17 protein-coding genes are annotated in these 14,422 nt (G+C 25.1%); 8 read left to right on the top strand and 9 right to left on the bottom strand.

Annotated features, from left to right (window positions below; translation table 11 throughout):
- The 4 genes from ACTTBM_RS02760 to ACTTBM_RS02745 form a co-directional block, all read left to right on the top strand.
- Positions 1-454 (top strand): hypothetical protein (locus tag ACTTBM_RS02760; protein ID WP_440634611.1); only part of this gene is annotated, 454 nt, incomplete at its 5' end.
- Positions 438-2,543 (top strand): glycosyltransferase, encoded by a 2,106-nt coding sequence (locus ACTTBM_RS02755; RefSeq protein WP_440634610.1) that lies wholly within the window; start codon positions 438-440, stop codon positions 2,541-2,543. The genes ACTTBM_RS02760 and ACTTBM_RS02755, both read left to right, overlap by 17 nt.
- Before the next feature lie 9 nt (positions 2,544-2,552).
- Entirely contained in the window at positions 2,553-3,143 is a 591-nt protein-coding gene (locus tag ACTTBM_RS02750; RefSeq protein WP_440634609.1) for a hypothetical protein, read from the top strand.
- A gap of 4 nt (positions 3,144-3,147) precedes the next feature.
- The gene (locus ACTTBM_RS02745; protein WP_440634608.1) at positions 3,148-4,230 is read left to right on the top strand and encodes a DegT/DnrJ/EryC1/StrS family aminotransferase; all 1,083 of its coding nucleotides are present in this window, start codon (positions 3,148-3,150) and stop codon (positions 4,228-4,230) included.
- On the opposite strand, the gene ACTTBM_RS02740 is transcribed toward ACTTBM_RS02745, so the two are convergent.
- Positions 4,216-5,187, bottom strand: a complete 972-nt coding sequence (locus ACTTBM_RS02740) for a Gfo/Idh/MocA family protein (protein WP_440634607.1) — start codon at positions 5,185-5,187, stop codon at positions 4,216-4,218. The two genes, ACTTBM_RS02745 and ACTTBM_RS02740, sit on opposite strands and share 15 nt — an antisense overlap.
- A 54-nt stretch (positions 5,188-5,241) precedes the next feature.
- Here ACTTBM_RS02740 and ACTTBM_RS02735 point away from each other — a divergent pair, with 54 nt between their 5' ends.
- Positions 5,242-6,540 carry an MBL fold metallo-hydrolase gene (locus ACTTBM_RS02735; protein WP_440634606.1) on the top strand — a complete coding sequence of 433 codons (1,299 nt, stop codon included), beginning with the start codon at positions 5,242-5,244 and terminating at the stop codon, positions 6,538-6,540.
- 19 nt (positions 6,541-6,559) lie between these two features.
- Here the strand turns inward: ACTTBM_RS02735 and ACTTBM_RS02730 are convergent, their stop codons facing one another.
- A complete protein-coding gene (locus tag ACTTBM_RS02730) occupies positions 6,560-7,513 on the bottom strand; it encodes a site-specific integrase (RefSeq protein ID WP_440634605.1) in 954 nt (317 codons plus the stop codon).
- A gap of 82 nt (positions 7,514-7,595) precedes the next feature.
- Here ACTTBM_RS02730 and ACTTBM_RS02725 point away from each other — a divergent pair, with 82 nt between their 5' ends.
- From ACTTBM_RS02725 to ACTTBM_RS02715, 3 genes are read left to right on the top strand one after another with little or no spacing between them, the layout of a single operon-like run.
- Entirely contained in the window at positions 7,596-7,796 is a 201-nt protein-coding gene (locus tag ACTTBM_RS02725) for a DUF6356 family protein (protein WP_440634604.1), read from the top strand.
- Positions 7,797-7,831: 35 nt separating this feature from the next.
- On the top strand, positions 7,832-8,269 hold the full coding sequence (locus tag ACTTBM_RS02720) for an N-acetyltransferase family protein (protein ID WP_440634603.1): 438 nt from the start codon (positions 7,832-7,834) through the stop codon (positions 8,267-8,269).
- Positions 8,250-8,525: a methylated-DNA--[protein]-cysteine S-methyltransferase gene (locus ACTTBM_RS02715; protein WP_179850447.1), complete on the top strand. Its 276-nt coding sequence runs from the start codon at positions 8,250-8,252 to the stop codon at positions 8,523-8,525. The genes ACTTBM_RS02720 and ACTTBM_RS02715 overlap by 20 nt, the downstream gene beginning before the upstream one ends.
- A 544-nt stretch (positions 8,526-9,069) precedes the next feature.
- Here the strand turns inward: ACTTBM_RS02715 and ACTTBM_RS02710 are convergent.
- The 7 genes from ACTTBM_RS02710 to rplM are packed head-to-tail and all read right to left on the bottom strand — an operon-like array spanning position 9,070 to position 14,303.
- Entirely contained in the window at positions 9,070-9,921 is an 852-nt protein-coding gene (locus ACTTBM_RS02710) for a DMT family transporter (RefSeq protein ID WP_440634602.1), read from the bottom strand.
- A gap of 16 nt (positions 9,922-9,937) precedes the next feature.
- A complete protein-coding gene (locus tag ACTTBM_RS02705) occupies positions 9,938-10,840 on the bottom strand; it encodes an AEC family transporter (protein ID WP_440633391.1) in 903 nt (300 codons plus the stop codon).
- Complete coding sequence (locus ACTTBM_RS02700) at positions 10,840-12,132, bottom strand: homoserine dehydrogenase (RefSeq protein WP_440634601.1); 1,293 nt, start codon at positions 12,130-12,132, stop codon at positions 10,840-10,842. Before ACTTBM_RS02700 ends, ACTTBM_RS02705 begins: the two co-directional genes overlap by 1 nt.
- Positions 12,129-12,353 carry a hypothetical protein gene (locus ACTTBM_RS02695; RefSeq protein WP_440634600.1) on the bottom strand — a complete coding sequence of 75 codons (225 nt, stop codon included), beginning with the start codon at positions 12,351-12,353 and terminating at the stop codon, positions 12,129-12,131. The genes ACTTBM_RS02700 and ACTTBM_RS02695 overlap by 4 nt, the downstream gene beginning before the upstream one ends.
- Positions 12,350-13,372, bottom strand: a complete 1,023-nt coding sequence (gene argC / locus ACTTBM_RS02690) for an N-acetyl-gamma-glutamyl-phosphate reductase (protein ID WP_440634599.1) — start codon at positions 13,370-13,372, stop codon at positions 12,350-12,352. The genes ACTTBM_RS02695 and argC overlap by 4 nt, the downstream gene beginning before the upstream one ends.
- Positions 13,373-13,405: 33 nt before the next feature.
- Positions 13,406-13,843 (bottom strand): 30S ribosomal protein S9, encoded by a 438-nt coding sequence (rpsI, locus tag ACTTBM_RS02685; RefSeq protein ID WP_428080071.1) that lies wholly within the window; start codon positions 13,841-13,843, stop codon positions 13,406-13,408.
- Position 13,844: 1 nt separating this feature from the next.
- The gene (rplM, locus tag ACTTBM_RS02680) at positions 13,845-14,303 is read right to left on the bottom strand and encodes a 50S ribosomal protein L13 (protein WP_440614344.1); all 459 of its coding nucleotides are present in this window, start codon (positions 14,301-14,303) and stop codon (positions 13,845-13,847) included.
- Positions 14,304-14,422 lie beyond the last annotated feature (119 nt).

Below are 14,422 nucleotides of genomic sequence, written 5' to 3'. Positions count from 1 at the left end.
TAAATTTACAGATATAAAAGATATTAATTATAGTTTTACTGAAAGTTTAAAAACTTTTAAAAAACAAATTAATAAAAAAATTTTTTTAACATCATTCAATAACAATTGTGAGTATTATAAAAATTTAAAAGTGGTTAAAAAAAAATACAACTCAATCAATTATGATATACTTAAGAAATTTGACGTTATATTGATAGAGGATATACCAATTAATGATTTCCAGAGCACTATAAAAAATTCATTTTGCAATATTAGCTCACATGCTGGCTATTTTGTACACACCTCTTTAGCCTTAAAGAGAAAAACAATAGATATTATTAATGAAAAAGATGAAAAATGGTTGAGTGCATGGATTTTTAACTCTAATAACTACAAAATTATTTATAAATCAAAAAATAATATTTTTTTTAATATAAATAAAATATTAACCAAATTAAATGATGAAATTAGATAAATTTAAGACAGGAATTATTCTTCCATTAAAAGAGAATTATACTGTGTCTAATTTTGGAGCTGTATCAATTTGGGTTTCAGATTATGTTAAATTTTCAAAATCTCATGATGATATTATTTTTTGTAAAAAGAAAAATTATAAAGAAAAATATCTAACTAAAAACATTAATCCAATTGAAATCAAAGAAAAATTTTTTACTAATTTTAATTATATTAAAAAAATTAATTTTTTTTTAAATAAAAAAAAAATTGAATGTGTGGAAATTCATAATAGGCCAGAATATGCAAAATATTTAATAAAGAACAATCCTAACCTAAAAATTAATTTAATATTTCACAATGATCCAAACAATATTAGACATAGCCAAACAAATTTTGATAAACTATATCTGCTTAGAAATTGCAACAATATTTCTTTTGTTAGTAATTGGGTAAAAAAACAGTTTTTTAAAAATCTTAATTTTTCACATAAAAATAATACGAACGTTATCTACAATTTTATTGATTCATTAAAAAAATTACCAAAAAAAAATAAAACAATAATTTTTGCTGGAAAACTAAATAAAAGTAAAGGATATCATATTTTCTGTAAGGTAATAAACAAAATACTTACTAAATATAATGATTGGTCAGCAATTGTAGTTGGAAATGAAACAAGAGAAAAATACAAAATTAACCACGAAAGATTAAAAATATTTAATTGGATGGAGCATCAAAAATTATTAAAGTTATATGAAAAATCATCTATATCCGTCGTAAATCCAACATGGGAAGAACCTTTTGGAAGAACTGCAATGGAAAGTGCCTCGAGAGGTTGTGCTGTCATAACCTCAATAAGTGGAGGCTTATCAGAAACATTTAAAAATAATTTAGTACTAAAAAAAAATGATAGTAGAAACCTTTTTCAAAAAATTTCTTTTTTAATAGAGAACAAAAATCATTTAAAAAAAATTCAATTATATAATTTAAAAAATGTGCAAAATACACCAGAAAAAAGTATAAAAGAACTCAATAAACTAAGAATTAAGATTTCTGATGTAAGAAAATCAAAAAAACGATTTTTTAAAATTTTACACGTTGGTAATTTTGGTATTAAAGTCAATCATAGATTATTTAATATTTCAATTGCTAGCAAGATAACTAATGGATTAATAAGAAATGGGCATGATGTAATTAATTTTGATTATAGAAATACAAATTTTAAATTATTTAATCAAAATAATATCAACTTAAAAATAGAAGATATTGTCAATCATTATCGACCAGATTTAGTTTTATTTGGACATAATAATTTATTAAATAGAAACTCATTATTAACTATAAAAGAAAAATTTAATTGTAAAACTGCTATTTGGTACGAAGATCATGTTGTAAAAGGTGATCCAAATTTCAAAAATAATATTTCTTTATTAGAAAGAAATAATGACCTTATTGATCAATATTTTATTACAACATCGCCAGATGCGATTAAAACAAAAATTAAAAAACAAAAAATTAATTTTTTGCCAATACCAGTAGATCCCAACATTGAATCAGAAAATTTTTTTGAGGTAAAAAAAACAAAAGATCTATTTTTTGCTCTAAGTAATGGTGTTAATTATGGTAAACTCAAGAATAATACCTTTGATGAAAGGTCAAAATTTATAAATGAATTATTAAGTACAGATAGTGAAAATTTTAGTTTTCATTTTTTAGGACTTTTTAATGAAGAACCAAAATGGAATTATCAATTCAACAAAGAAATCTGTATAGCAAGAACTGCTTTAAATCTGAGCAGAGGTGGACCAAGTAAATATTGTTCTAGTAATAGAATTGCAACACTAATGGGTAATGGAATACTTCCATTCATTGATGAAAAAGTGATGTACCAAGATTTTTTTAATAATGATGAAATTGAAACTTATAAAAACCCAAGTGATCTATTATCAAAGCTTTCACAAATAAAAAAAAATGAGAAAATGTTAATTAAAAGATCTAAAAATGCAAAAAAAAGTTATTTTAATTTTTTTGAAAATACCATTGTTGCTGAATCAATTATTCACAAAGTTTTTGAAACTCCAAAAAAACATCAATACGTTTGGATAAAGTAAAATTTAATAATGCTTAAATATCAAAAAAAAAATGGAAATCTAATACATAAATCAGCTTTAATTAACTGGAAAAATGTAGAAATTGGTAAAAACAATATTATAGGTCCATATGTTGTTATTGGAAATATTGCTCAACATCCAAGATTAAAAAGTAACGGAAAAATTATAATTGGAAATAATAATACTTTTAATGAATACACAAATATTCATCTACCAACAAAAATTAGAAAAAAAACAATAATAGGTAATAACAATTACTTCATGGATTCTGTTACAATAGATCACGATTGTATAATTGAAGATGATGTGATCCTAAGTAGCAAAGTAGTTTTGGGTGGCAATGTTTACATAATGAAAGGTTCTCAACTTGGAATTAAAGCCAGTATTCATCAAAATCAAATTATTGGATCTTATTGCATGATCGGAATGCATTCATTTGTAACTAAAAAATTAAATCTACTTCCTGGTTATATTTATTATGGAAAACCTGCTAAAAAAAAGAATAAAAATTTAGTTGGATTAAAAAGAAATAATATCACATCAAAAATTTTAAAAAGTGAAAAAAGCAGATATAAAAAAATCAAGTTAAGAACTAAATAAATTTATGATTAAGTTTTTAAATATTACCAAACAAGACGCAAAAATAAAAAATAGTATTATTAAAGATATAAAGAAAATTATTAGTAAAAATAATTTTATTTTAGGTGAAGAAGTTTATAATTTTGAAAAATCTTTTGCTAAATTTTGCAATGCCAATTATGCTATAAGTTGTGCAAATGGAACTGATGCACTCACAATAGCTTTAAAAATATTAGATTTACCTAAAAACTCTGAAGTAATAATTCCTGCAATGACTTATTGCTCAACAGCTTTTTCTGTCATTAATGCAGGACTTAAACCTATTTTGGTAGATTTGGAAAAAAATAAACCAACCATATGTATTAAAGAAATTAAAAAAAAGATAACAAGTAAAACTAAAGTCATTATGCCAGTTCACTTATATGGATCTGTTGTTGATATAAATAAGATAAAAAAAATAATTAAAAACAAAAAGATTTATATTATTGATGATTGTTCACAAGCACATGGATCTAAATTGAATAATAAAAGAGTAGGGTCTCTTGCTGATATTTCCTGCTTTAGCCTTTATCCAGGGAAAAACTTAGGTGCCTATGGTGATGCAGGCATAATAACAACAAATAATATTAAATTTTATAAAAAAATTAAGAATTTTAGAAATTTAGGTTCTGATAAAAAATTTATTCATACTCAAGTTGGTTTCAATAGTAGACTAGACACGATACAGGCAGTTGTATTAACTCATAAATTGAAAAATTTAGAAAAATACAACAAAAAAAGATCCATTATAGCTAAATATTACGATGAAAATATTAACAATAATAAGATTAAAAAATTAAATTATTCCAAGCAATCTGTTTATCATCAATATGTAATATTGATGAAAAATAGAGTAAAATTAAAGAAATTATTAGAAAAAAATAAAATTCAATGTGGTTTCCATTATCCTCAATCGATAAATCAATTGGATTGTTTAAAAAAAAATTTTAAAAGTAAAAAATTTAAATACGCAGAAAATATAGCAAATAATTGCTTAAGCTTACCTATAGATCCAACATTAAATATCAAAAATATAAAAAAGATAGTTTCAGTATTAAACTCTTTTTAATATTGATAATATTTTTGATCCAAATTTAATATCAGTTTCTATTTTGTTTGAATTTAAAAAATGATATACTTCATTCTCCAACGAAGGGGTTGCGTTAATTTTGATATTTTTACTTGAACCTTTATAAATATAAACTTTGGATTTTAGAAAATTTTTACTAAAATAGTCTAATTTTGGATACTTAGCATATTGATTGTAAATTTTTAATGGGTTTTCTAAATTCATTTCGTCAAATATTAACATTCTTTTTTTTCCTATTATTTTAATTAATCTTTCTTTAGTAGGATTCAGCCAGCTATTATTTATATCAATGGGAATATTTTTAAGTTTAAGGTGTATATTTGATATATCTGCAATTTTTTTATCTAGGATATAGTGTTTTTTAAAAGAAATAACCTTAGGTTTTTTATCAAATAACTTTAATAATATACTCAAATCGTGCGATGTTAAATCATAATCAACATCAACATCATTTCTAATGGGTCCAAGATTTTGTCTTCGTAAACTTACATATAGAACATCACCAAGATAATTTTTCTCTAAAATTCTTTTAATCCTAATTATGTAATCATTGTAACAATAAACATAACCAAACATTAATTTATTTTTTTTATTTATAATTTTTTTTATCTTTTCGATTTGTAAACTATTTATGAAACCTGGTTTTTCTAAAAAAATATTTTTATTATGAGAAATTAATTTTTTTACAATTAAATAATTTTTGGATGGGGGTGTTGCTACAAAAACATTCTTTGATAATTTATCTTTTAATATTTTTTCTAAATTTTTTTTAATAACAATTATTGGAAATTTTTTTTTTAAAATTAATAAATTTTTACTGTTTACATCAAAAACGTTTATATTTTTATAACCTAATTTTATTAATGTATTAATTAATATAGTGCCCCAATAACCTGCACCTAATACAGAAATTTTTGTATCAAAATTTTTTTTCATTATCTGGTTTAAAGTTTGTCTTCAATTTAATAATAGTAATGATAAAATATTACAATGAATAAATTAGAATTTATTAATCATTCATGTTTTATTATATCCAATGAAAGAATTTCTTTGGCAATTGATCCTTGGATTGAAGGATCGGTATTTAATAATTCGTGGAATTTATTAGTCAAAACACCACAAAACTTAATAGAAAAATTAAAAAAATCTAATTATGTGTGGTTTAGTCATGAACATCCAGATCATTTTAACCCCCCTAATTTAAAAATATTTAATAACAAAACTAAATTTTTATTTCAAAAAACCAAGGATAAAAGGGTTGTAAAATTTCTTTCGAAAATTTCACCTAAAATTAAAGAGATGCATTTTAACGAAGAGTTTTTCTTGGATAAAAATTTTTCAATTACTACAATACCATTTCAGTACCTTGACTCAATGTGTCTAATTAATATTGATGGGATTAAAATTTTAAATTTAAATGATTGCGATATCAAAAATGTACAACAATTAAAAACTATAAAAAATCTGTGTGGTCAAATAGATTTATTAATGGTTCAATTTAGTTATGCCATTGGCAAGTCAAACAAAGAAGACTCAATTGAACGTAAAAATTGGTCATCTAAAATTCTAAAAAATCTTTCAAATACAATTAATTTTTTAAATCCTAAAAATGTAATTCCATTTGCAAGTTTTTGTTATTTTTCACGATATGACAATTTCTATTTAAATGACTCAATAAATAAAATTGGCCCTACAATAGAGTTTTTAAAAACACATCACCCAAATGTTAATTTTTTAAGTTTTTACCCTGGTGATGTTTGGAATTTTAAATCAAAATGGGATAATAATGCTTCAGTAAGTAAGTACTCTTGGCATTACAATAAAATTTCACCTATCCAAATTGACACTAAAAGAATTGATTTTTCAACTAATCAAGAAATTTCTAGAAAATTTATTAATACGACTAAAAAATATAACAACTTATTTTACTTATACTATTTTTTTAATAAAAAAAATTATAGCATATATTTCAATTTAACTGATCTCAAAATTAAATGTATGTTTGATTTTAAAAAAGGATTAATTCAAATTGATAATTTTGAAATATCTAAACCTTATTGTTCTTTATCTTCTGAATCTTTATATCAATTATTTAGTAGTGGTTATGGTTATGATGCATTAATTATTGGTGGAAGATTTGAATCTAATAAAATAGGTATTAAAAATCTTAATAAAATATTTAAATTTCAGGCAAAAAATTATCAAAATATTTTTTACAACTATCAAAATATTTTATCTAATTTAATTTCTAAACTTTCAAATAGAAATAATCTTTTCTACAAAAGATAATATTAACAAATATAAAAAATCAAATTTCTAATTTATTTAATGCATTATTTTTAAATAAATTAGCTTCTTTAATATATCTTCTAACCATTTGTGTAGTTTTGTGACCTGTCATAGCCATTATACTTCTTTCATCAGCGCCAAACTCAGCTGCTACAGTTGCAAATCCTGATCTTAAGCTATGACCTGCAAAATTTTTATTTTCTATACCAGCTAGTTTGAGATATTCCTTTATAAGCAAAACTACAGATTGGTCAGATAATCTTTTGCCTGTTAACGATGAACCTTTTGAGAAACGTCTAAATATAGGACCATTCTGGATTTTAGAAATTTCTAACCATTTTTTTAAATTTTTAACAGGACAATAAATTTCATTATTGAAGTAGGGAAGTCCTTTAACCATTCCTTCTCCAAATTGATCAGTTTTTGACTTTCTTAATGTAATTTTTAGACCTTCTGGAACAAATTCTAGATCTTCAAAATCTATCGAAATTAGCTCAGTTCGCCTAAATCCTCCACCAAAACCAATTAAAATTATTGACTTGTCTCTAAGTTTTTTTATTTCTTCAGTTTTTTGTTCATTTATTGAATTAATAATTAATTTTAAATGATTAATTAATATAGGTTTTTTACCTTTTTGAATGCTGCCTTTAACTCTTCTGATTCCCATTAAATTTTCAACAATTATAGGATGTTTTGTGTCTAAGTAATGACCTTTTAATTTATGAACCATACCAATTGACACAAGACGTCTTCTTAATGTGCTAATTTTAGAATTTTTTGAAAGATGGGTTAAATATAACGAGACAATTTTAGGCTCAGTTGGCAATGAATTTAAACCATGTTTTGAACAAAAAGTTCCAAAATCTTTAAAATCAGATTTGTATGCTCTAAGTGTATTGTTGGCTTTTGAACTTTTAAGGTTATTTATAGTTGCTTCATGAAGCAATTTAAGATTAGTGGTTAATTCATTCATATAATTACTATTGATAACAATTAATTATCGTTAGTAATATATTAATAGATTTTAATAGTCAATACTAATAATTATAAAAATTATGATCAAAAAATCACAAGAACATCTCAATTCGGTTAATGAAAGTTATGCAGAACATATGAGCGTAGCGTTCAAAGTAGGCTCAAAAATGATTGCTGGTGGATTTATGGCTTTAATTCATGGATTAATACCTGCAATTTTCGAAAGAAACGCAAGCAATAGAATAAAAGAACTGTATAATTTTATAAACCAAAAAAGATAATGATTACAATAATTTAATGTAAATAACTAATGTAAATGATTAGAAAAATTAAAAGAAAAGATAAAGAAAAATGGATAAAATTGTACTGCGGGTATGCTAAATTTTATAAAGTTCCTATGGAACAAGAGATTTTAGATACTTTATGGAGTTGGATACACGATGAAAATCATGTTGTGAATGGAGTATGTTACGAAATTGAAGATAAAATTGTTGGAATTGCACACTACAGAACAATGCCAAGACCAATAAAAGGTCAATATATAGGATTTTTAGATGATTTATTTGTGGATAAACACTATAGAGGCAGGAAAATAGCTCAAAAACTTATAAAATACCTAGAATCTTTATCTAAAGAAAATAATTGGGATGGAATTCGTTGGATAACCCACTCTTCCAATGAGACAGCAAAAAAATTATATGATAAAATTGCAAAAAATACAGGATTTGAATTATATGAACTTAAAAGGGACTAAATTTCAGATAAAAGTTTGGAATTACTTAAAAAAAATACCTAGAGGAGAAGTCAGAACCTACCTTCAGGTGGCAAAAGCTATTGGAAAGCCAAAAGCTCATAGAGCAGTAGCAAATGCAGTTGGGAAAAACCCATATCCTCCAAAAATACCTTGTCATAGGGTAATTAGGACCGACGGATCTCTTGGAGGATACTCAGGAAAAGGTGGAATTAAGACTAAGCTGCGATTACTTAGATCTGAAAAAGTTGATATTTAAGGTGAAAAAAGTGTTGAAAATAAAGACTTTTAGACGATTTTCCTGAATAATCATGTAAATAGCACTATTCACCCTTCAGTTGTACTATATAATCTAATATAACTAAATAAATAGCCTCTATGGGCGATTAAAGAGCATATTCTATTACTGCATTGCTCTATTATTTAATGATATCAACCCTTTTTTAATGTCTTAAATTTGCTTTATTTTACAGCTTTTTTAAGCCACCTGCCCTACAATTTTTGATGCAAAGATACAATTTAGAATTTTATTAGTAAAAAAATGTTGCAATTAAACACTTCTAGCAATTTAAATTATTTATCAACGTTTTAGCTAAAATTAGTATTTTTTTCTAAAACAATGTGATCCAAAAAAGCTATTAATATTTATGATTTTAGTTAAAAAACCAAAATATTACTCTACTTCAACAAATATTAATACATTTTAATTATATTTATATATAAATAATTTATTAAATAATTACAATAATTTAATAGTATATATTAATGTAAAACATTAATAATTAGTATACAAATAAATACTATTAATTACTTCTTTTTAAAATATATTCTCTTCTGGTTATATAGAGACCACTTAAGACAATTATAAAAAGACCTAAATAAGTCCAATTATCCGGTAATTCATGAAAGAAATAGTAGCTAATTAATATGTTTGTTATAATTTCTGTATAGCCCAAAGGAGCTAATTTTGAGGCATCAGCATATTTCAGTGATAAAATTAAGAAAAGATGGGCTACAGAGGCTATAAGGCCGATTAAAGCCATTGAAATCCACTGATTTGTAGAAGGATTTACCCATACAGAAGGCATAAATAAGCTAATAATGACAGTTCCTATTAAACCTGAAAGCAAAAGCGTTAAAAGAGGGTTGTCTGAAGTACTAAGTTTTCTTGTTATAATAAGGTAAAAACCATAACAAATTCCATTACCTAAAGCAGCTAAAGTAGCTAAATTAAGTTCAATAAATCCAGGTCTAATAACAATCAAAGTACCAACAAATCCTAACGACACAGCAGTCCATCTTTTCACCCCTACTTTCTCATTTAAAAAAAATGGAGATAAAGCTGTGACACAAATTGGTGCTACAAATGCTAAAGTTAAAGCTTTAGGGAGTGAAATTTCAGAAATCGCATAAAAGAATAAATACGTAGAAAAAACAAATATCAAACCTCTTATTAGTTGCAGAGCCGGTTTTTTAGTCCAAACTAATGACTGTCTATAAAATATAAGCATTAAAGACAGAGTAAAGACTACGGTAAAAAAATATCTAGCCCATGTTATTTGCAAAACATCCATTGATGAGCTTAAATATTTAGCAAACGCATCCATAACAGGGACGATCATCCAAGCAGATGCATTTAAAATTATAGCCTTCACAACTGAAAGATATATCTTAATAGAAGTATTTTAAAGCAAAGAATACGACTATTGGAACTGTAATAAATGACATTAATGTAGAAACAACAATAGTGCTAGCGATGTTATCTACTATTTCTTTTGGTGAGTACATTGATCCAATTAAATAATTTAAAATAGCACTTGGCATAGCAGATTGAATTAAAATTACACCTGCACCAAATCCAGAAAGATCGAAAAAAATTATAATTAAAAAACCAATCACGGGTCCAATGATTACTCTTCCAATAGAGGCAATTATTGAATTAGTGAAAGAAAAAATTTTTAATTTTGTTAATGCAATTCCTAACGACATTAATATTAAAACAATTGCAGTATATGTTAACAATTCAGTTAAATTAATAATTGCCTTGGGCATCTCCAAGTCAAAATAAATAAAAGTAACTGAAAATATAATTGCGTAAAAAGGTGGATTTTTAATTAAAATATTAAAGTCAAATTTTCTGTCGGCTAGAAACACTCCTAATGTAAAGTGAAGTAAAATTATAAGAGAAGATATTGATGCAGCTATTCCTAAACCTTGTGAACCATAAGCAAAAAGACAAATAGGAATACCCATATTTCCATTATTAGGAAGAAGAAATACTGGGATTTCTCTAATGATATCTTTAGTTTTTAATAGATATAAAATAATTATGCCTGTTAAACCAAAACCAGCAATAGCAATTAAATAATAAATAAAATAACTGGTATATTGTTCAAATGTTATACCTGTAGAAGTAATAGAATATATAACCATTGCAGGTGTACCAACATTTGAGGCAAAAGTAGTTATAAAGGAATTATCAAAATCTGGTTTTTTCTTACCAAGGTAATACCCAATCCCAACAACAAAAAAAACAGGAAATAATACTTCAATAAGTTTGAAATATATTTCCATTAATCAAGCAATCTAATTAACGTAGGTGATTTTAAGATATTCTTATTTTTTTTAAATATAGATAAACAGCTATTACAATTTAATTCTGTGGTTTTATGAGTAACTATTACGATGGTAGCTTTATTATTTTTTTTATCTGGGGTTTGGATTAATCTTTTGACAGAAATTTTATATTTAGCTAAACGATTGGTTATTTGAGATAAAACGCCTGGTTTATCTTTAACTTCAAATCTTAAATATAAAGAATTAACATAATTATTTACGTCGTAAGTCTTTAAAGTTTTAAGCTTATTTACACTTACACCAAATGGCTTTTTAATGTTTCCTCTTAAAATAGATAATAAGTCAGATAATAAAGATGATGAAGTGGGACCTGGTCCAGCACCCTCCCCTTGTAATACACTTTCTCCTACTGGTTTGCCATTAAGGATAACAGCATTCATTACTCCATTTACATTACCAATATATGATTTTTTACTTACAAGACATGGATGAACAGTTTCAAAAAGTTGATTATTTTTGAGTTCAGAGATACCCAGTAGTTTAATTCTTAAATCTAATTGATTTGCAATTTTAATATCTTTTAAATCAATCTTTTCTATTCCTTCCATCAAACATTTTTTATTTGATATTTTACTATTAAAAGCCAAAGCGGATAAAATTCTCACTTTTGCAAATGCGTCAAAACCATTTAAATCTAATTTTGGATTTCCTGGTTCGGCATATCCAAGCATTTGAGCTTTTTTCAAAACATCAGCAAAATTTTGCTCAGAATTTTCCATCTCTGACAATATATAATTTGAAGTACCGTTTAAAATTCCATAAACTTTAGATAATTTATTTGTAGCTAATCCCTCTTTAATAGATCTCAATATCGGTATCCCACCAGCAACAGATGCCTCGAATTCTAGATTAACATTATTTTTTTCAGCTAGTTTTGCTAAATTGTTTCCATGTTTTGAAATTAAAGCTTTGTTTGGTGTAATTACATGAATTTTATTCTTTAAAGCAGTTTCAACTAATTTTTTAGAAACCCCATCAGATTGTCCAATTACTTCAAATAAAATATCAACTTTTTCTTTTTTAAAAATTTCAAAAGGGTTTTTATAAAAAATTTTTCTATTAATTTTATATTTTCTTTTTTTATTTATATTTTTTGCAGAAATAGCTACTACATGAACTCTTTTTCCTGTTTTAAGTTCAATATCTTTTTTTTTAACAATTAGTTCATTAAATAAATAATTACCAACTTGACCAAGTCCAACAATTGCAACATTCACTATATTATTCATTTGCTTATATCTGGATATTTACTTTTTTTAGTATAGTCATCTATATAAATCTCATATTCTTCTAATGTCATTTTTGTTATATCGTCTGACTTTTTAAGTATTTGAGTTATTTTTTTTTGATTTTTTTTATTTTCAGCAGGATGTTCTGTCCAATACTGAGAATCTTTATTTAAAGAGCAATTACATAAAAAAATTAGAAAAATAATTAACAAATATTTCATTTTAAAGCAGTTCTTTCAGGAAAATTAAATTTATTATTTAAATTTTGAACAGCCTGACCTGCTCCACCTTTGATTAAATTGTCTATTGCAGAAATAATGATTATTTTGTTTTTATATTTTGATTTACACACTGTAATAAAGCAATTGTTTGTATTGATAACATCATTTGTGCTCAACAGTTTATCAGAATCTAATATTTTAACAAAATTTTCTCCTTTATAAGAGACCTTAAGTGTTTTGATGATTTTTGATTGATTAACATTTTTTTCTAAATCTAAATAAGTTGTACTTAATATACCTCTAAACATAGGAGATAAATGTGGAGTAAAACTAAATTGAAAATTTTTATTTGTAAATTTGCTTAAAAATTGATGAATTTCAGAATTATGTCTATGAAAACCAACACCATAAGCGCTCAAAGACTCGTATAAGTTCTTATCTTTATATTTTTTATGAACTCCTCTACCGGCGCCAGAATATCCAGATTTTGAATCAATGATTATATTGTCTAATTTAACTAATTTTTTTTTAATTAGCGGAACAAGAGGTAATAATATTGATGTTGGATAACATCCTGGACACGAAATTATATTGTGATTTTTTAATTCATCACGATTTATTTCGGGTAAACAATAAATGCTTTTCTTCTGTAATTTTGGAGCTCGGTGTTTTTGTTTATACCATTTTAAATAATCATTAGCTTTTTTTAATCTAAAATCTGCTGCTAAATCAATTAAAGTAACATTATCATTAAGTTTTTTTGCTATATCTTGAGCTTCACCATTTGGTAGAGCTGTAAAGACAACATCAATACTATTTAACAGTTTAGGATTAAATTTTACGATTTTAGGTAATTTTTTTTTTGACAGAGATTTATCATAATTAGAAATATTTTTTCCAACAGACGAGTTTCCACATAGATATTTAATATTAATATATTTATGGTTAATTAATAACTTAATTAATTGAACACCAATATATCCTGTAGATCCGGCAACTAATGCATTAAGCTTAGGCATTTTTTATTATAGCAGTTTAAATTGTAAAAAAAATTATCTTTTAGAAAACTGGAAGCTTCTTCTAGCTTTTCTTCTACCAGGTTTTTTTCTCTCAACAGCTCTAGAATCTCTGGTTGTAAGCTTTTCAGTTTTCAATGTTGTTTTTAAATTTTCATCAAAGAGAACCAAAGCTTTAGAAATACCATGAACCATTGCTCCAGCTTGACCTGTAGGTCCGCCACCTTTTACACTACATCTAACATCATAATCTGTAGCTTGATTTATAATTTCAAAAGGTCTTGTAATTTGCATTTTGTGAATTTCATCAGCAAAATACTCATTATATAATTTGCCATTAACATAAATTTTACCAGAACCTTTTTTTAACCAAACTTTTGCTATTGAAGTTTTTCTTCTACCAGTTGCATACTTACTATCTTTAAAATCTAATTTTAGCTTAGGAGTTTTTGTGTTTGATTGTAAGTTTTCCATATTAATTTCTTGCAATGTTTTTATTGTTTAGTTTATCTAATTCTATAACTTTTGGGTTTTGTGCAGCATGAGGATGCTCACTTCCAGAATAAATTTTTAATTTTGTTAGTTGTTTTCTACCCAAAACACCACCAGGCAACATTCTTTTAACTGCTAATTTCAAAGTTTCTCCAGGTTTTTTTTCATGAAGTTTTTCTGGTGTGGTAACTTTAATTCCACCAGGATGTCCTGTGTGTCTATAGTACTTTTTGTTTTGAAACTTCTTGCCAGTAAATTTTGCTTGTTCGATATTTTTTACTACAACAAAATCTCCATCATCCATGTGAGGTGTATAAGTAGTCTTATTTTTGCCTCTAATAATATTAGATACAACAGTCGCTAATCTTCCAACAACTGCATTTTTTGCGTCTATCTCGTACCAAGATGAAGTAACTTGATCTTTTTTTGTGAATTTTGTCATTGTGCGAGGATTAATACTATTAAATTATTCAAAGTCAATTTTATATTTAGCTTGTAAAACATAACTAATATGCTATTTATAACTTGCCGATTTGATCCTATTGCGGGCATAAAACTGCT

The sequence above is a fragment of the Candidatus Pelagibacter sp. HIMB1746 genome (assembly GCF_052047555.1).
Classification (GTDB): domain Bacteria; phylum Pseudomonadota; class Alphaproteobacteria; order Pelagibacterales; family Pelagibacteraceae; genus Pelagibacter.
Note: the sequence above shows the minus strand (reverse complement) of the source record. Positions and strands in the feature narration are given on the sequence as shown.